At 67.8% G+C, this 16,281-nt stretch carries 15 protein-coding genes and 1 pseudogene; 5 read left to right on the top strand and 11 right to left on the bottom strand.

Annotated features, from left to right (window positions below; genetic code table 11):
• Positions 1 to 16 precede the first annotated feature (16 nt).
• Positions 17 to 178: pseudogene (locus tag GJG85_RS17070) on the bottom strand (type II toxin-antitoxin system VapC family toxin); the annotation flags it as partial.
• A gap of 147 nt (positions 179 to 325) precedes the next feature.
• On the opposite strand from GJG85_RS17070, the gene GJG85_RS17065 reads away from it, so the two are divergent.
• Positions 326 to 1,009, top strand: a complete 684-nt coding sequence (locus GJG85_RS17065; protein ID WP_050013766.1) for a phospholipase — start codon at positions 326 to 328, stop codon at positions 1,007 to 1,009.
• 85 nt (positions 1,010 to 1,094) lie between these two features.
• On the opposite strand, the gene GJG85_RS17060 is transcribed toward GJG85_RS17065, so the two are convergent.
• Together GJG85_RS17060 and aspA are read right to left on the bottom strand one after the other, a co-directional pair.
• The gene (locus GJG85_RS17060; protein WP_204384218.1) at positions 1,095 to 2,600 is read right to left on the bottom strand and encodes an amino acid permease; all 1,506 of its coding nucleotides are present in this window, start codon (positions 2,598 to 2,600) and stop codon (positions 1,095 to 1,097) included.
• 77 nt (positions 2,601 to 2,677) lie between these two features.
• Entirely contained in the window at positions 2,678 to 4,084 is a 1,407-nt protein-coding gene (aspA, locus tag GJG85_RS17055; protein ID WP_050013764.1) for an aspartate ammonia-lyase, read from the bottom strand.
• Between the two features lie 142 nt (positions 4,085 to 4,226).
• On the opposite strand from aspA, the gene GJG85_RS17050 reads away from it, so the two are divergent.
• Entirely contained in the window at positions 4,227 to 5,201 is a 975-nt protein-coding gene (locus GJG85_RS17050; RefSeq protein ID WP_204384216.1) for a LysR family transcriptional regulator, read from the top strand.
• A gap of 57 nt (positions 5,202 to 5,258) precedes the next feature.
• Here GJG85_RS17050 and GJG85_RS17045 read toward each other — a convergent pair whose 3' ends face one another.
• From GJG85_RS17045 to GJG85_RS17020, 6 genes are all read right to left on the bottom strand, one after another.
• Positions 5,259 to 6,320: an asparaginase gene (locus GJG85_RS17045; protein WP_050013762.1), complete on the bottom strand. Its 1,062-nt coding sequence runs from the start codon at positions 6,318 to 6,320 to the stop codon at positions 5,259 to 5,261.
• Positions 6,321 to 6,601: 281 nt separating this feature from the next.
• A complete protein-coding gene (locus GJG85_RS17040; RefSeq protein WP_235356213.1) occupies positions 6,602 to 6,880 on the bottom strand; it encodes a hypothetical protein in 279 nt (92 codons plus the stop codon).
• A 387-nt stretch (positions 6,881 to 7,267) separates the two neighbouring features.
• Complete coding sequence (locus GJG85_RS17035) at positions 7,268 to 7,591, bottom strand: hypothetical protein (protein WP_050013761.1); 324 nt, start codon at positions 7,589 to 7,591, stop codon at positions 7,268 to 7,270.
• 116 nt (positions 7,592 to 7,707) lie between these two features.
• Positions 7,708 to 8,730 (bottom strand): DUF2891 domain-containing protein, encoded by a 1,023-nt coding sequence (locus GJG85_RS17030; RefSeq protein ID WP_050013760.1) that lies wholly within the window; start codon positions 8,728 to 8,730, stop codon positions 7,708 to 7,710.
• A 19-nt stretch (positions 8,731 to 8,749) separates the two neighbouring features.
• Entirely contained in the window at positions 8,750 to 9,700 is a 951-nt protein-coding gene (locus GJG85_RS17025) for a DUF979 domain-containing protein (RefSeq protein WP_204384214.1), read from the bottom strand.
• Positions 9,697 to 10,386 carry a DUF969 domain-containing protein gene (locus GJG85_RS17020; RefSeq protein ID WP_124638563.1) on the bottom strand — a complete coding sequence of 230 codons (690 nt, stop codon included), beginning with the start codon at positions 10,384 to 10,386 and terminating at the stop codon, positions 9,697 to 9,699. Before GJG85_RS17020 ends, GJG85_RS17025 begins: the two co-directional genes overlap by 4 nt.
• Positions 10,387 to 10,661: 275 nt before the next feature.
• Between GJG85_RS17020 and GJG85_RS17015 the strand changes: the two genes are divergently transcribed.
• Positions 10,662 to 10,886, top strand: a complete 225-nt coding sequence (locus GJG85_RS17015; RefSeq protein WP_034179850.1) for a hypothetical protein — start codon at positions 10,662 to 10,664, stop codon at positions 10,884 to 10,886.
• Between the two features lie 49 nt (positions 10,887 to 10,935).
• Here GJG85_RS17015 and GJG85_RS17010 read toward each other — a convergent pair whose 3' ends face one another.
• Positions 10,936 to 11,364: a hypothetical protein gene (locus tag GJG85_RS17010; RefSeq protein WP_124630459.1), complete on the bottom strand. Its 429-nt coding sequence runs from the start codon at positions 11,362 to 11,364 to the stop codon at positions 10,936 to 10,938.
• Positions 11,365 to 11,678: 314 nt separating this feature from the next.
• Here GJG85_RS17010 and GJG85_RS17005 point away from each other — a divergent pair, with 314 nt between their 5' ends.
• Positions 11,679 to 12,683, top strand: a complete 1,005-nt coding sequence (locus GJG85_RS17005; protein ID WP_175974972.1) for a chemotaxis response regulator protein-glutamate methylesterase — start codon at positions 11,679 to 11,681, stop codon at positions 12,681 to 12,683.
• Between the two features lie 67 nt (positions 12,684 to 12,750).
• Complete coding sequence (locus GJG85_RS17000; RefSeq protein WP_204384212.1) at positions 12,751 to 13,812, top strand: diguanylate cyclase; 1,062 nt, start codon at positions 12,751 to 12,753, stop codon at positions 13,810 to 13,812.
• Positions 13,813 to 13,852: 40 nt separating this feature from the next.
• Here GJG85_RS17000 and GJG85_RS16995 read toward each other — a convergent pair whose 3' ends face one another.
• The gene (locus GJG85_RS16995) at positions 13,853 to 16,102 is read right to left on the bottom strand and encodes an EAL domain-containing protein (RefSeq protein WP_204384210.1); all 2,250 of its coding nucleotides are present in this window, start codon (positions 16,100 to 16,102) and stop codon (positions 13,853 to 13,855) included.
• Positions 16,103 to 16,281 lie beyond the last annotated feature (179 nt).

Raw genomic sequence — 16,281 nt, 5'->3', positions numbered from 1 at the left:
CTGCATGATCGACCGTTCAGCCTTCGTCCGGCTCGGCGAGCCAGTCTTCGAACTGCAGCCGCGGAACGCGCTCGTACTCGCGGACGTTGTGCGTGACGAGCACCAGGTGCCGGGCACGCGCCTGCCCTGCGATCAATGAGCCGTGGGGGCCGATCAGCGTGCCGGCCGCGATCAGATGCGTGGCCGCGTGACATCGTGACCGGCTCTCGAAACGACCCGTGCCCCGATTCATTCCCAACAGGAAACAATCAATCCCGTCCCGGCGATTCCCCTGCCGATCCGCTCGCTCTAGACTGTCGCATCGATCCTCTTCCGGACCCACGCAATGACCGACGTCCTGCCGCTGACCACCGAACCCGAATCCGGCCTTCAATACCGGCTGCGTCCGGCCACCGGCCGCCCGGCAGCCCGCCTGTTGCTGCTGCATGGCGTCGGCGGTAACGAAACCAACCTGCTGAACGTGGCCGACACGATCGATCCGCGCATCGAAATCGCGTTCCTGCGCGGCCCGCTCACGTTCGGGCCCAATCAGCATGCGTGGTTTCCGGTGCGTTTCGGCCCGAACGGCCCTGAAATCGATGCGGCGCGTGCGGACGAGAGCCGCATGCAACTGATCACGCTGCTGCATGCGTTCCGCGCGCGAGATGGCGCGGCGCCCGCGTTGCCGACCGTGATCGCCGGCTTCAGCCAGGGCGGCATCATGAGCGCGAGCGTCGGCCTCACGTCGCCGGGCGACGTGAGCGCGTTCGCCGTGTTGTGCGGGCGCGTCCTGCCGGAAATCGATCCGCTGATCGCGCCGCGCGATGCATTGAGCACGCTGCACGCGCTGGTGATGCACGGCCGCTTCGACGACAAGCTGCCCATCGCGTGGGCCGACACGGCCGACGCGAAGCTGACGGCGCTCGGCGTCGCGCACGACACGCGGCTGTATGCGGCCGGCCACGAGCTGACCGCGGAGATGGCCGGCGATTTCGGCCGATGGGTCGGCGAGCGCGCCGGGCTGAACTGAATGTGAATTGAACCGGAACTGAACGCACCGGGGGCGCCGGCCCGCGAACGGACCGACGCCCCCGGTGCATGACGTCAAGCGTTCATCACGCGTTCTGCGCGGGATCCGCAACGGCGCGCACGGATGCCGGCATCGCCGCCGCCCGTTCGCGCTCGGCACCGCGTTTCGCCAGCTTCCAGCCGATCACCAGCGCGAGCACGACGACCGGAATCATCGCGATGGTCCACGTGCCGCCGGGGTAGTCGAACGCCATCAGCACCAGCACGCCGACGAGGAACGCGAGCGTGAGCCACGACGTGAACGGCGCGCCGGGCATCCGGAACGACACGGCCTTCATCTCGCCACGATCGACCGCGCGGCGGAACAGGATCTGGCACATCACGATGAAGCCCCACGTCGTGATGATCCCGAGCGACGCCATGTTCAGCACGATCTCGAACGCCTGCGCCGGCACGATGTAGTTCAGCGGCACGCCGATCGCGTTGATCGCGACCGTGATCAGGATCCCGCCGTACGGCACGCCGCGCGCGTTCATCCGCGACACGAAGCGCGGCGCCGAGCCGCCCATCGCAAGCGAGCGCAGCACGCGGCCGGTCGAATAGAGACCGGAATTCAGGCTCGACAGCGCGGCGGTCAGCACCACGACGTTCATCACGGTCCCGACGTACGGCACGCCGAGCTTGCTGAAGAACGTGACGAACGGGCTTTCATGCGAGCTGTACGCGGTCCACGGCAGCAACAGCGTCAACAGCACGACCGAGCCGACGTAGAACAGCGCGATGCGCCACATCACGCTGTTGATCGCCTTCGGCAGCACCTTGCGCGCGTCGGCCGTCTCGCCCGCCGCGACGCCGACGAGTTCGATGCTCGCATACGCGAACACGACGCCCTGCACGATCAGCACGGCCGGCAGAATCCCGTGCGGGAAGATCCCGCCGTGATCCGCGACGAGATGCAGCCCCGTCATCTGCCCCGCCACCGGATAGCCGCTCGCGAGAAACACCGCGCCGACCGCGAGAAACACCGCCAGCGTGCCGACCTTGACGAGCGAAAACCAGAACTCCATCTCGCCGAACACCTTCACGCCGATCATGTTCATCACCGACACGATCCCGAGCGCGCCGAGCGCGAACACCCATTGCGGCACGTCGGTGAACACGGCCCAGTACTTCATGTAGATCGCGACCGCGGTAATGTCGACGATGCCGGTCGTCGCCCAGTTCAGGTAGTACATCCAGCCCGCGACGAACGACGCGCGTTCGCCCATGAACTCCCGTGCATACGACACGAAGCTGCCGCTGGTCGGCCGGTGCATCACGAGTTCGCCGAGCGCGCGCATGATCAGGAACGCGAACACGCCGCACACGAGATACACGAGCGCGAGCGCGGGCCCCGCGCTTTGCAGGCGGCCGCCCGCGCCGAGAAAGAGGCCGGTGCCGATCGCACCGCCCATCGCGATCATCTGCACGTGCCGCGGCTTCAACTGCTTCGCATAGCCGGCTTCGTGCGACGCGAACATCGCATCGGGATCGGCATGCGCGGCATCCGCGCCGCCGGCCGGACCGGCCGGGCGCTCGCTGGGGTGTGTCATCGTGAGTCTCCGTTGTTTGTAGATGTGTCGCGCCCCGCTCCGGAGGCGCTTTCGGTACGACCGCGAACCGGCTCGCGTCAGAACGCGCGCGGCCGGATCAGCGCTTCGGGCTGCAGCGCTTCGTCGAGTTGCGCCTCGGTCATCAGTTCGCGCGCCAGCACGACCTCGCGGATCGACTTGCCGGTCGCATGCGCTTCGGCGGCGACGGCGGTCGCGCGCTTGTAGCCGATATACGGATTCAGCGCGGTCGCGAGCGCGACCGAGCGCTCCATCGTTTCGCGCAGCCGTTCCGGATTCGCGGTGATGCCGCTCACGCATCGCTGTGCGAGCGTCGTGCACGCGGCCGTCAGGTGGCTGAAGCTGCGGAACAGCGCGCTCGCGATCACCGGTTCGAACGCGTTGAGCTGAAGCTGGCCGGCCTCGGCCGCGAAGGTGATGGTCACGTCGTTGCCGAACACCTCGAACGCGACCTGGTTCACGACTTCCGGAATCACCGGATTGACCTTGCCGGGCATGATCGACGAGCCGGCCTGCACGGGCGGCAGGTTGATTTCGCCGAAGCCTGCGCGCGGTCCGCTCGACAGCAGCCGCAGGTCGTTGCAGATCTTCGACAGCTTGACGGCGATCCGCTTGAGCACGCCCGACACCTGGACGAACGCGCCGCAATCCTGCGTCGCCTCGATCAGGTTCGGCGCGGTGCTCAGGTCGAGCCCGGTGATGCGGCGCAGCGCGGCCAGCGCCTTCTCCGCGTATTGCGGATGCGCGGTGATGCCCGTGCCGATCGCGGTCGCGCCGAGGTTGATCTCGCGAATCAGCCAGCCGGCTTCCTGCAGCCGCGCGATGTCTTCCGTCAGCATCACCGCGTAGGTCGAGAATTCCTGGCCGAGCGTCATCGGCACCGCGTCCTGCAACTGCGTGCGGCCGAGCTTCAGCAAGCCGGCGAACGCGTCGGCCCGCTCCGCGAATGCATCGCGCAGCCGCGCCATCGCCTCCAGCAGATGTTCGACCGCGAAGCACGTCGCGATCCGGATCGCGGTCGGATAGACGTCGTTGGTGCTCTGCGCGAGATTGACGTGCTCGTTCGGGTGCAGGTATTCGTACTGCCCGCGCGCGTGGCCCATGATTTCGAGCGCGCGGTTGCAGATCACCTCGTTCGCGTTCATGTTGGTCGACGTGCCGGCGCCGCCCTGGATGACGTCCACGACGAACTGGTCGTGCAGCCGCCCTTCGCGGATCTCGACGCACGCGGCGGCGATCGCATCGCGGAACGGCCGCGGCAGCAGCCCGAGTTCGCAATTGGCGTCGGCCGCCGCTTCCTTCACGGACGCGAGCGCCATCACGAGGTACGGCAGCGACGCGATGGTGCGGCCCGAAATGTCGAAATTCTCTTTCGCGCGCAGCGTGTGGACGCCGTAATAGGCGGTATCCGGAATGCTTCGTTTCCCTAAAAGATCCGCTTCGACGCGGAAGCCGTGTTCTGCCATCGTGCCCTCCTGAAATGTCTCGTGCCGCTCGCCGGCCGCCGCTTGCCGACGCGACGGGTTCGCATTCTATGCCTTTGCAAAAACAAGCTCCCTTCTGTATTATCGAAAGCGGTTTTGCGTGGGACGCAACAGCGAGAATCGAATGAAAAAAGGCGCGAGAGAAACCGGCATCGATCACCTGGGCGCGATGCGCACGTTCGTGCGGGTGGTCGAAACGGGGAGTTTTTCGGCGGTCGCGAAGGAGATGCACGTGTCGACGTCGACGGTCGCGCGCAAGGTGACCGCGATCGAGGAGGCGCTCGGCGTCGCGCTGCTGCACCGTTCGACGCACAGCGTGACGCTCACCGAGGCCGGCCATATCTATCTGGAGCGCGCGGTCACACTGATCGCCGATCTCGACGACACGCTGCGTGTCGTCGCCGAGCTGAATGCGCAGCCGAGCGGCCCGCTGAAGCTCACCGCGCCGGTCGCGTTCGGCCGCCGCCATCTCGCGCCGCTGATCGCGCCGTTTCTCGCGCGCTACCCGACGATCCAGCTCGACGTGCGGCTCACCGACAACCACAACGACCTCGTGGCCGGCGGCTTCGATCTCGACATCCACGAAGGCGAGAACTACCTGGACAACCTGGTCGTCCACCGGCTGTCGCGCAACGACAGCATCCTGTGCGCGACGCCCGGCTACCTCGACCGCTGCGGACGCCCGGCGACGCCGGACGACCTGAAGCATCACAACTGCCTGCGCTACGTGCACCCGGAAGGCGATCCGCGCTGGGAGCTCGTGCGCGGCGACACGCGGCACAGCGTGCTGCCGGCCGGCAATCTCGTCACCGACCATTCGGAGCTGTTGCTGGAGGCGACCTGCGCGGGGCTCGGCATCGCGGAATTCGAGATCTGGCTGGTGCGCGACCTGCTCGCGAGCGGCCAGCTCGAAGCCGTGCTGCCGCGCTACCGGCTGCAGAACCGGCTGACCGGCGAATTCATCTACATCGCGTATCTGGCGAACCGACGCAGCTCGGCGAAGCTGCGCGTGCTGAAGGATTTTCTCGCGGAACACCTCGCGCAGATCGGCGAGCTGTCGGAGCGGGAACTGGCGAAGATTCGCGACGCACGCGCGTAGCGCGCGCCGCGGTACGGCCCGGATTGCGGGCCGACGGCATCGGCGCGGCGACCGCGTTCAGGCCGCCTGCAATTCGAACGGGAACGTCGCGTGCCCGAACTCGACGCCCTGCGTGTTGAGCATCCGCGGCCGGTGGAACGCGGACAATTGCGCACGCTGCTCGGCCGTACCGATCTGCAACCGCTCGAGGATTTCGCTGACGACCATATAGAGCACGTCGAGATTGCCGTCCTCGATCTTCACCGAGATGCCGAGCGCGCCGTCCGCGCCGAGTTGCCGCGTGCGTTCCGACGCGCGCACGCCGATTCCGTAGCACGCATCCGCGCCGAGCTTGCCGACCACCTGCCCGCCGAACGCGTTCATCAGCACCGTGCAATAGCGCCCTTCGCCGGCCACCAGCTCCGGATGAGCGGTCATCGCACGGTGAATGCGCGCCAGTGCGCGAATGCGGTCCGTGAGCGCGCCGCCCGCTTCCACCGCGTCCGCGCCGTCGGCCAGCGACGCGTACAGGCGCGCCAGCCGATCCAGCGAGAACGCCGGGGTCGGCAGGTTGCAGCCGTCGATGCCCCAGTCGACCTCGTCGTCGCGCAGCCCGCATGCATCGGCCACCACCTGCTTCACGCGCACCTGCATCGGATGGTCGGGCAGATGGTAATCGGCGATCGCGGCGCCGATCGCCTGCGCGCCGGCCAGCATCCCGACGTGCTTGCCCGAACAGTTGCTGCATACGCCGGTCGGCGTGTAGTCGCGCTTGATCCACGCCCGGTACACCGCGTCGGACAACGGCGGATGGCCGCCGCAGCGCAGATCCGATTCGTGCGCGGCGACCTTCGCGAGCATCGCGCGCGTGCGTTCGATGTGACGATCCTCGCTGCTGTGCGACGCGCACATCAGCGCGATGTCCGCGTCGTCGAAGCCGAAGCGCTCCGGCGCGCCCGTCTCGATCACCGACAGCGCCTGGGCCGGCTTGGCCGCCGACCGCGCGAGCGTCATCCGGAACGGATCGCCGAACCGGGCCAGCAGCCGGCCGCGTGCATCGACGACCGCCACATGGGCGATGTGCGTGTTCTCGATCGCCTTCCCGCGGTACGTGACGACCGCTGCGCGTGGGGTGTCCATCCTCTTTTGTCTCCTTGCTCGCGGGCCTGATGCCGGGGCCCGTCCAACCGGTACGGCAGTGTAGCGAGTCGCCGCCGCCGCGTCGGCCCTCGTCATGGAAAGCGGTGTTGCATGCGACGCAAAGGCGGTCGCCTTCCATGAAAGATTGACTGAATTAGTACAAAAACCCTTCCATCGGTTGCCTATTTACCGCTCGGCGGCGCGCTGCAGCGGGAACTGCCCGCACGCTCGCGCCTGTGCCAGGGCGGAGGCGGACCGAGGTATGCGCGTCGCGTCAGGCGTCATGGAAACGCCAGCAGCCGGGCGGATTTGAGCGCGTCAAGCGGCGTGCCCTGAAGCACATCCAGACCCAGTTGCCGCATGTACGCCAACGCGTTGGCAGTGAGGCCCGCATATTTCGACCAGTGCAGCATCAATTCCGAAACGGCGCTGCGTTGCCTCATCGATCGGCTTGCATCGATAGAACCTGTGGCGCGAGTCAATGTCGCGCGTTTTCCTGAACCTAAATCGAGAGTTATCGAGGTCGTCCCGTGTGCTCCGCTTTTTATATCAATCTGCATTGCAAAGCGGGATAACACAATAGAGCTATTGACTGCCCTCCCCGGCATCCGATGGTTTCGTGGTATTTACTTGCGGCAATCCGTTGTGCACCTGGACCACATGCGCACTGGTCAATGGATAGCTCGCCGCCTGCGAAGCAGCGGCAATCGGCAAGCGCGTGCGGCCAAGGTACTTGCCGCTTCCTCGAGGGCCACTACCATTCGCCGGAACCGGGCATACATCAGGCGGCAAGCCTTTTTATTCATCGCTCTCTGTTGACAATCTTGCTCGAATAACACCAGCAAACTCGCGTGTTCGACGAGACCGGCGGCGCCGACATCCCCGGCACGCGCTTCGTCGGCCGCCGGCCTGATGCAGCCTCAAGCACTCATGCATGGCGCGCACGTTCACGCGAGGTGGTACCGCAGCCAGAAGGTTTCGCGGCACGCGTTGTCGAACGTCAACCGCGACGGGTTGATCGGCTGCGCATCGGGATGGCGCAGCACGTCGTAGTCGATCCAGCATTCGGCGCACAGCAGGTCGGACGGCGCACGGTCCTGCTCGACCGAGCGGCGCACGATCGCGCCGTTATCGAACCGGTATTCGGTTTCGTCGCGGGTGACCTCGACGTCGTCGTCGGTCCAGCGATCATGCGATGTCGCGTGCGACACGACCGACACGGACCCGGCGAGCCCGTGGATCGCGGCGACGTAGGAAATAAGCTTGTCCATGGCGAGACGGCGAACTGGCGGATGGCGCGCTTCGCGCCACGCATGCAGCGCGAAGCGGCCCGAGCGGCGAGTATAGCCGCGCGCCGAAGACCTTGCCGCTGGCGGGGTTTCGCGCGCTACGCGTCCAGCGCGAGCAGCGCGAACGTCGCGAGCCAGTGCTCGCCCATGTAGTCGCCCGCCACGTGCGCGAGCGCGCTCGCGAGATGCCGGTCGGCCGCATCGAGCAGCTTCGCGCGCCGCGCATCGCCTTCCGGCAGCGCGCCGGCCAGCGAACGCTGGCACCACGCACGGCTCAGGTTCAGCCCGTCGAGGTGCGCGATCTTGCCGTCGCTGCGGTCGCTGACCGTCGCCGGCTCGAACAGCGTCGCCGGCTCGCCGCGCGCGAGGTCGGGCAGGAAGCGCGCGAACCAGCCGTCGAATTCGGCGGCCGGCAGCACGCGCCGCATCAGTTCGGCTTCCATCAGCGCGGGCGACAGGAATTCGTCGCCCGACGGCTCCCACGCCTGGCATGCGACGTCGTTCAGGTGCCAGCGCTTCGCGGTATCGACGATCAGCGCGGCGAGCCCGTCGCGCTGCGTATCGCGCGCGAAATCGAGCGTGAGCGCCAGCGCGAACGCGGTGTTGAAGTGCGTGCCGACGCGCAGCGGATAGGTCGCCTTCGGCAGGAAAGTCTCGAAGCGCGACACGAACAGGTCGGCCAGCGGCGCCATCGTCTTCGCCCAGCGCGCGGCCTGCGGCAACACGCCCTTCAGCGCGAGCCGCTCGAGCTGCGCGACGAGCGCGAGCAGCCATGCCCAGCCGTACGGCCGCTCGAAGCCGCTGTTGTGCGGCAGCGCGAGATACGCGCGTTCGCCGGCAACGTTCGCGTCGGTAAAGTGCGCGTCGACGATCGCGACGATGCGCTCGGCCTCCGGCAATGCCGGGTAGCGTTCGAGCACGCGCAGCACGAGCCAGTAGCCGTGCACGCACGAGTGCCAGTCGTAGCTGCCGTAGAAGATCGGGTGCAGCGCGCGCGGCCCCTGCACGTCGTGCGGACCTTCGAGCGCATGCGTGAGCTTGTTCGGATATTCGCGGGTCAGGTGTGCGAGCGCGAGCGACGCGAATTTCGACGCGAGTTCGGGGGTCAGTCGGTCGGTCATGAGGATCTCGTCCATCGAATCAGAAGCGGAATACGAACGCGTACATCAGCAGCGTGTTCACGGCCAGCAGCAGCACGGCCGTCGGCCACTGCGCCTTGATCACGCCGTTCTTGTCCTTCAGTTCGAGCAGCGCCGCGGGCACGATGTTGAAGTTCGCGGCCATCGGCGTCATCAGCGTACCGCAGAAGCCGCTCAGCATCCCGATCGCGCCCATGATCGCCGGATTGCCGTGGAACTGATGGACGATCAGCGGCAGGCCGATGCCGGCCGTCATCACCGGGAACGCGGCGAAGCCGTTGCCCATGATCATCGTGAACAGCGCCATGCCCACCGTGTAGGCCGCGACCACCGCGAACGGCGAATCGATCGGCACCCACTCCTTCACGAGCCCCGACACCACGCCGCCGACGCCCGCGACCGCGAACAGCGCGCCGAGCGCCGCGAGCATCTGCGGCAGGATCGCGGCCCAGCCGACCGCGTCCATCGTGTGGCGCGCTTCCTTCAGCGCATGCACGGGCGAATCGCGCAGCATCGCGAGCGCGACGACGAACGCGACGATCGTACCGAGCACGAGCGAGATCAGCGTCACGCTCTTCGGCTCGACGAACGGCACGAGCTTCAGCGCGAACGTGCCGATCAGCGTGACGAGCGGAATCAGCAGCGCGGGCAGGAACAGCCGGTTGCCGAAGCGCTGCGCGAGCGTCTCGCGCCGCACGGCCGCCGCAACGCCTGCCTCGTCCGACTGGCCGCGGCCGAGCTTGCCGGAGCCGGCGATCAGCGCGAGCGCGATCGCCAGGCACCCTGTGACGAAATGCGGCAGCAGCGCGCCGAACAGGAACGTGACCGCGTAGATGGCCCAGAACGCGAAATTGACGACGCGCCGCGGGTTCGTGCGGTCCGTCAGGTTGAAGTACGCGAACGCGGCGAACATCAGCCCGGCGAGCGTGTACAGCGATTCGAGGCCGATCATCGCGCGCCCTCCTGCTTCACCAGGCCGAAGCCGCGCGCGAGCCGGCGGTCGAGCAGCGCGAGGCGCGTGCAGTGAATCAGCAGCGCGGCGATCGCGGTCGGGATCGCCCACACCGACAGGTGCAGCGGCTCGATGGCGATGCCGTTTTGTTCGAGAAAGCCCTTGATCAGCAGGATCGACTGGATCGCGATGAAGATGTCCTCGCCGAAGAACACGGCGACGTTGTCCGCGCCCGACGCATGCGCGCGGATCTGCTGGCGCACCGACTCGGGCAGTTCGCCGTGCCGGCCGACCGCGGCGGCCTCGGCCATCGGCGCGATCAGCGGCCGCACCATCTGCGCGTGGCCGCCGAGCGACGTGAGGCCGAGCGCGGCGGTCGCCTGGCGCAGCACGAAGTACAGCATCAGCACGCGGCCCGTGGTGGCCGCCTGGACCCGCGAGATCATCCGCTTCGCCTGCTCCTTGAGCCCGTTGCGCTCGAGCAGCGCGATCACCGGCAGCGTGAGCCAGATCAGCCCCATGTAGCGGTTCTCGGTGAACGCCTTGCCGAACGCGCTGACGATGTCGACGAAATTCAGCCCGCCCGCCAGCCCCGTCGCGAGCCCCGCGATCGTGACCACCAGCAGCGCATTGAAGCGCAGCGCGAAGCCGATCACGACGATCGGCACGCCAATCAGCACCAGCATTTCCCCTCCTTGTGTCTGGACGCGCGGCACGTCGTCCGCGCGCGGCCGGCCCGGTTTGCATCGGGCTCGGACGGCGAAATCTAACACGAGACTTTATCGATAAAAAGTCGATAATTCGCCGGTTCGGGTAAACGTTGAAGCCGACGGACACCGTGCCCGCGCCGTGTGTCGGTCACATTTCATCGGACGAATCGGGCGGGCCGGCCCGCACGCGTGGCGCGGGCCCGGGACGCCGACTAAACTGAAAAGCATCGGCAACGTACGGGAGAGCCGCCATGATTGACGTATTCCAGACCATCGGCAGCCGCGCGTTCTCCGCCCATCTGGCGAAGGACGGGATGGTGACGCTGATGGAGCAACGCCATGAAGTCGACCGCGTGACGCTCGCGACCGCCTATGCCGCGCTCGTCGAGGAAGCCGAGCAGGAAAGCGACCTGCTCGACGCGACGGTCGAAGGGATGATGCGCGCGCTGATCCAGGGCTACGCGCGCAGCCATTGACGGCGCGGCGGCGGGGCCGCTGCGCGGCCCGATGCCGCGGTACGGGCCGCTATGCAGCCGGCGTGCCCGCGCCCACGCCGAACCACCGGCCGTCGCGCAGTTGTCGGTAATCGGCCTGCGTGAAGATCCCCAGCAAATTCGCCACCGCGCCGTTGCTGGCACGATCGCGTTCCGTCATGAAGGCTTCGACCGCGTCGCGGCCGGCGAACAGGATCGTGCTGAAATACCGCTCGCGCTCCGCGTCGCAGAGGTTCGTCTCGCTCAACTGGTACGGATGGTGAAGCGCCGCGAACAGGAAGTAATAGCGTTCGGCGTCGTCGCGCAGCACGTGCACCGCATCGGGTTCGACCGGAAAATCGCGGTAGAACGACGCGTGTCCGCTCTCGATGTGGATTCGGTACAGCAAACGGCCGTCCTGCTCGATCACGATCGGCGCATGCGGGTCGCGGCTGACGAGGACGGTATCGGGCACGGTCATCCGGTTCTCTCCTTTCTTTTTGTCGATGCCGGCACGGTAACATGCGGACTTTTGCGGCGTGTCCGGACGGGATCGACTGGCCCGCTTGCAGGCAATGCGGCATCGCCATAGAGGAAACGCACTGAAACGGCACCATGCGCAAATTTTTCGATTGCCGCCGCCCGCGCCGCATGACAGCATTCGGGCGTCGTCAACCCAAAAGAATGCCGCGCCGTCCGGCCGCCGATGCCGCCCGGACGCGCCGAACCGGCTGCACCTTCCATGAACCCGGCCCACCTCCAACAACACTACGAACCGACCGGAGAATTCCGCTTGTGAACATCGGCATCGTCAACGACCTCCCGCTTGCCGTCGAGGCGATGCGCCGCGCGATCGCGCGACGGCCCGAGCACCGCGTGCTGTGGGTCGCGACCGACGGCGCGCAGGCCGTCGAACTGTGCGCCGCGCAGCCGCCCGACATCGTGCTGATGGATCTGATCATGCCGAAATTCGACGGGATCGAAGCGACGCGGCGGATCATGCGCTCCGAACGACCGTGCGCGATCCTGATCGTGACGAGCTGCATCGGCGCGAACGCGTGGCGCGTGTTCGAGGCGATGGGCGCCGGTGCGCTCGACGCGGTCGATACGCCGCGGCTCGGCGACGGCGCGGCCGGCGACACGACGAAACTGCTGCTCGCGAAGATCGACCAGATCGGCCGTCTGCTCGACGCGCCGGGCGGCACGCGCGTCACGGGCGCGGCCGCGCGCGGCGGCGCCGGCCCGCTGGTCGCGATCGGCGCATCGGCCGGCGGCCCCGGCGCGCTCGCGTCGATCCTCGGCAGCCTGCCGGCCGATTTCAATGCGCCGATCGTGATCGTGCAGCACGTCGATCGCGCGTTCGCCGAAGGCATGGCGCAATGGCTCGACGGTCAGACCCGGCTCGCCGTGCGCGTCGCGCACGAAGGCGACCGCCCGCAGCCGGGCGTCGCGCTGCTCGCCGCGACCGACGATCACCTGCGCATCACGCGCGCCGGCACGCTCGAATACACGCGGGAACCCGCCGCCACGCCGTATCGTCCGTCGGTCGACGTATTCTTCAACAGCCTGACCGAGCACTGGCCCGGCCGCGTGATCGGCGTACTGCTCACCGGGATGGGGCGCGACGGCGCGATCGGCCTGAAGGCGCTGCGAATGAAGGGCTACCATACGATCGCGCAGGACGAGGCGACCAGCGCCGTGTACGGAATGCCGAAGGCAGCCGCGACGCTCGGCGCGGCGCGCGCGATCCTGCCGCTCGGGCGCATCGCGGGCGAGTTGGCGGCGCTCGCGCGGATCTGAGCCCGACGATGACCGCGCGCAACGCCCATGCCTGCCCTTGCAACAACCGCAACAACCCGCATCGACCATGACGATTGACCTGACTCGCCCGCCGGGCGGCCCGACCGGGTCGCCCGCCGACGCGCCGGCGATGGTGCTGCTGGTCGACGACCAGACGATCGTCGCGGAAGCCGTGCGCCGCGCGCTCGTCGACGAGGACGGCATCGACTTCCACTACTGCCCGCGCTCGGACGACGCGATGGCCGCCGCGATCGAGACGCGCCCGACCGTGATCCTGCAGGATCTCGTGATGCCCGGCACCGACGGGCTGAGCCTCGTGCGCGCGTACCGCGCGAATCCGGCGACGCGCGACGTGCCGATCATCGTGTTGTCGACGCAGGAAGAACCGGTGATCAAGAGCGCCGCGTTCGCGTGCGGCGCGAACGACTATCTGGTCAAGCTGCCCGATCGCATCGAGCTCGTCGCGCGCATCCGCTACCACTCGCGCTCATATATGAACCTGCTGCAGCGCGACGAAGCCTATCGCGCGCTGCGGCAGTCGCAACAGCAACTGCTCGAGGCCAATCTCGAGCTGCGGCGCCTCACGCACTCCGACGGCCTGACCGGCTTGTCGAACCGGCGCTATCTCGACGAATACCTGGCCGCCGAGTGGCGGCGCGGCACGCGCGAGCGCAGCGAGCTGTCGCTGCTGATGATCGACGTCGACAACTTCAAGCTGTACAACGACACGTACGGGCACGTGTCCGGCGACAGCGTGCTCAAGCAGATCGCGTCGACGATCGAGCGCTGCCTCGGGCAGTCGGGCGATCTCGCCGCGCGCTTCGGCGGCGAGGAATTCGCGGTCGTGATGCCGGCCACGTCGCCGGGCGCCGCGCGGCTGCTCGGCGAGAAGATCCGGCTCGCGGTCGAGGCGTTGCGCGTGCGGCACGCGCATGCGTCGACGGGCAACCAGATCGTGACGATCAGCATCGGCGGCGCGAGCATCGTGCCCGCACCCGGCCTGCCGACGACCGTGCTGATCGAGGCGGCCGACCGCGCGCTCTATCGCGCGAAGCACGAAGGCAAGAACCGGGTCGAGATCGATCCGTCGCCGACGCCGCCGGGCGCCGGCGGGTTCGGCGAGCGCTAGCTAGCGCACTCACGCGCCAGGTCCGGCGAGCGCGCCGCGCTCACGCGGCGCCGAGCCGGCGCGCGTAGTCGTGCGCATCCAGCGGGCGGCTGAACAGATAGCCCTGCTGCATGTCGCAGCCGATCTGCTGCAGGAACCACGACTGCGCCTGCGTCTCGACGCCTTCGGCCGTGACCTTCATGCCGAGCGAATGCGCCATCGCGACGACCGCCTGCGTGATCGCGACCGAGTCGTGATGATCGGGCACGCCCGACACGAACGAACGGTCGACCTTCAGGTTGTGCAGCGGAAAGCGCTTCAGGTACGCGAGCGACGAATAGCCGGTGCCGAAATCGTCGACCGAGATCCGCACGTTCATGTCCGTGAGCGCTTCGAGCATCGGCAGCACGGTGTCCGTGTCGTTCATCAGCACGCCTTCGGTGATCTCGAGTTCGAGCGCGGACGGGTCGAGCCGCGTTTGCGCGAGACAGCGGGCGACCGATTCGACGAGCCCTTCGTGAAACTGCCGCGGCGACAGGTTGACGGCCAGCATCAGGTCCGGCGCGATCGTGCGGCGCCACTCGGCCGCCTGCCGGCACGCGGTTTCGAGCACCCATTGGCCGATCGCGACGATCAGCCCCGTGTCTTCCGCGACCGGAATGAATTCCGCCGGCGACATCGGTCCGAGCTCGGGGCTCGTCCAGCGCAGCAGCGCTTCGGCGCCGACCGTGCGGCCGGTGCGCGCGTCGACCACGGGCTGATACGCGAGCCGCAGCATGTCCGACGCCAGCGCGCGCCGCAGCGACTGTTCGATCGCGAAGCGGCGCTGCAGCCGCAGGTTGAGCTGCGCGGTGAAGAACGTGAAATGGTTGCGGCCGTGCTGCTTCGCGTCGTACATCGCCGAATCGGCGTTGCGCATCAGCGTCACGGCGTCGTCGCCGTCGCGCGGCGCGACGCTGATGCCGATCGATACGCCGAGCCAGTATTCGTTGTTCGCGATCGCGAACGGCTTCGCGATCGCGTCGATGACCTCGCGCGCGAGCCCCGCGAGACGCTCGGGATCGTCGCAGTCGTCGACGAGGATCACGAACTCGTCGCCGCCGACGCGCGTCAGCGCGTACTGGCCGCCGCCGCACGCCGCGAGCCGCGCGGCAACGCTGCGCAGCAGCGCGTCGCCCGCGTCGTGGCCGGCCGTGTCGTTGACCTTCTTGAAGCCGACCAGATCGATGAACAGGATCGCGACGCGCGCAGACCCGGCCGCCGCATCGCGCACGCCGAACAGCTCGCGCATGCGGTCGCCGAGCCAGCGGCGATTGTAGAGGCCCGTCAGCGCGTCGCGGGTCGCCATGTAGCGCAACTGCTGCTGTGCTTCGCGCACGGGGCCGATGTCGTTGAACGACACGAGCACCGAGTCGGCCTGCGTCTCGCCCGGCCGCACGATCGGCACCGCGTTGCCGCGCACCCAGATGATGTCGCCGTCCGCGAGACCGAAGCCGACCGTGTAGTCGAGCATCGGCGTGGCCGTCTCGAGCGCGCGCCGGCTCGGCCAGTCGTGCGGGTCGATCGGCGTGCCGTCCTCGTACAGCTTGCGCAGGATCACCGTGGACAGCCGACGGCCGACGAGTTCGCCCTTCGCGCGGATCATCCGGTTCGCGCTCGGATTGCTCGCGATCACGACGCCCTCGCGCGACACGACGAGGATGCCCTCGCTCAGGCTGTTGACGACGAGCCGGTGATGTTCCTCGCTGCGCGCGAGCTGCCGTGCGATCCGGTCCTGGTGCACCGCGAGGCCGACGCTGTTGCCGATATCGCGCAACAGCCCCGTTTCCTCGTCGCTCGGGCGGCACGGCCGGTGATGATAGACGGCGAACGCGCCGAGCACGGCGCCCGCGTCGTCGAGGAACGGCACCGACCAGCACGCGCGCAAGCCGAGCGGCAACGCGATGGCGCGATAGTCGGCCCACAGCGGATCGGTTTCGATGTCCTCGACGGTGACCATCCGGCGCTCGTACATCGCGGTGCCGCACGAGCCGGCCGCGGGGCCGATCGTCGCGCCGTCGATCGCCGCGCTGTACTGCGCGGGCAGCGACGGCGCCGCGCCGACGCGCACGTGCACGCCGTCCGTATCGAGCAGCAGGATCGTGCACGACGCGCCGTCGCCGAGCAAAGCCTCGGCACGCCGGCAAACTTCGACCAACAGTTCCGGCAGCGGCGTGTTGCGTGTGATCAGCCTCAGCACGCTCTGCTCGGATGCGAGCACTTCCGCGGCGAGCCCGAGGCTGTAGCGAGAACTTTGCGGTTCGGTATTCAAGTGAATCCTGCCGTCTGTCCGACCGGGTCTGGTGCGCCCGGTTCGTTATCGATATTTCGTGCCCTGTTCCGCTCCGGGTTTACGCCGATCCCCGGTGCGCCCCGTTTGCGCGCCGAGCGAGGGCGCGCCGAAATGTATTTAACACCAATCCGTGACGATCGGCGTGCCTGCTTGCATCG

This window comes from Burkholderia sp. MS389, assembly GCF_016899425.1.
Taxonomy (GTDB): Bacteria; Pseudomonadota; Gammaproteobacteria; order Burkholderiales; family Burkholderiaceae; genus Burkholderia; species Burkholderia sola.
Note: the sequence above shows the minus strand (reverse complement) of the source record. Positions and strands in the feature narration are given on the sequence as shown.

What these genes read in the sequence shown, in the direction of transcription:
- GJG85_RS17065 (WP_050013766.1), top strand. Translation starts at nt 326, where the DNA reads ATGACCGACGTCCTGCCGCTGACCACCGAACCCGAATCCGGCCTTCAA.
- GJG85_RS17060 (WP_204384218.1), bottom strand. Translation starts at nt 2,600, where the DNA reads ATGACACACCCCAGCGAGCGCCCGGCCGGTCCGGCCGGCGGCGCGGAT.
- aspA (WP_050013764.1), bottom strand. Translation starts at nt 4,084, where the DNA reads ATGGCAGAACACGGCTTCCGCGTCGAAGCGGATCTTTTAGGGAAACGA.
- GJG85_RS17050 (WP_204384216.1), top strand. Translation starts at nt 4,227, where the DNA reads ATGAAAAAAGGCGCGAGAGAAACCGGCATCGATCACCTGGGCGCGATG.
- GJG85_RS17045 (WP_050013762.1), bottom strand. Translation starts at nt 6,320, where the DNA reads ATGGACACCCCACGCGCAGCGGTCGTCACGTACCGCGGGAAGGCGATC.
- GJG85_RS17040 (WP_235356213.1), bottom strand. Translation starts at nt 6,880, where the DNA reads ATGCAGATTGATATAAAAAGCGGAGCACACGGGACGACCTCGATAACT.
- GJG85_RS17035 (WP_050013761.1), bottom strand. Translation starts at nt 7,591, where the DNA reads ATGGACAAGCTTATTTCCTACGTCGCCGCGATCCACGGGCTCGCCGGG.
- GJG85_RS17030 (WP_050013760.1), bottom strand. Translation starts at nt 8,730, where the DNA reads ATGACCGACCGACTGACCCCCGAACTCGCGTCGAAATTCGCGTCGCTC.
- GJG85_RS17025 (WP_204384214.1), bottom strand. Translation starts at nt 9,700, where the DNA reads ATGATCGGCCTCGAATCGCTGTACACGCTCGCCGGGCTGATGTTCGCC.
- GJG85_RS17020 (WP_124638563.1), bottom strand. Translation starts at nt 10,386, where the DNA reads ATGCTGGTGCTGATTGGCGTGCCGATCGTCGTGATCGGCTTCGCGCTG.
- GJG85_RS17015 (WP_034179850.1), top strand. Translation starts at nt 10,662, where the DNA reads ATGATTGACGTATTCCAGACCATCGGCAGCCGCGCGTTCTCCGCCCAT.
- GJG85_RS17010 (WP_124630459.1), bottom strand. Translation starts at nt 11,364, where the DNA reads ATGACCGTGCCCGATACCGTCCTCGTCAGCCGCGACCCGCATGCGCCG.
- GJG85_RS17000 (WP_204384212.1), top strand. Translation starts at nt 12,751, where the DNA reads ATGACGATTGACCTGACTCGCCCGCCGGGCGGCCCGACCGGGTCGCCC.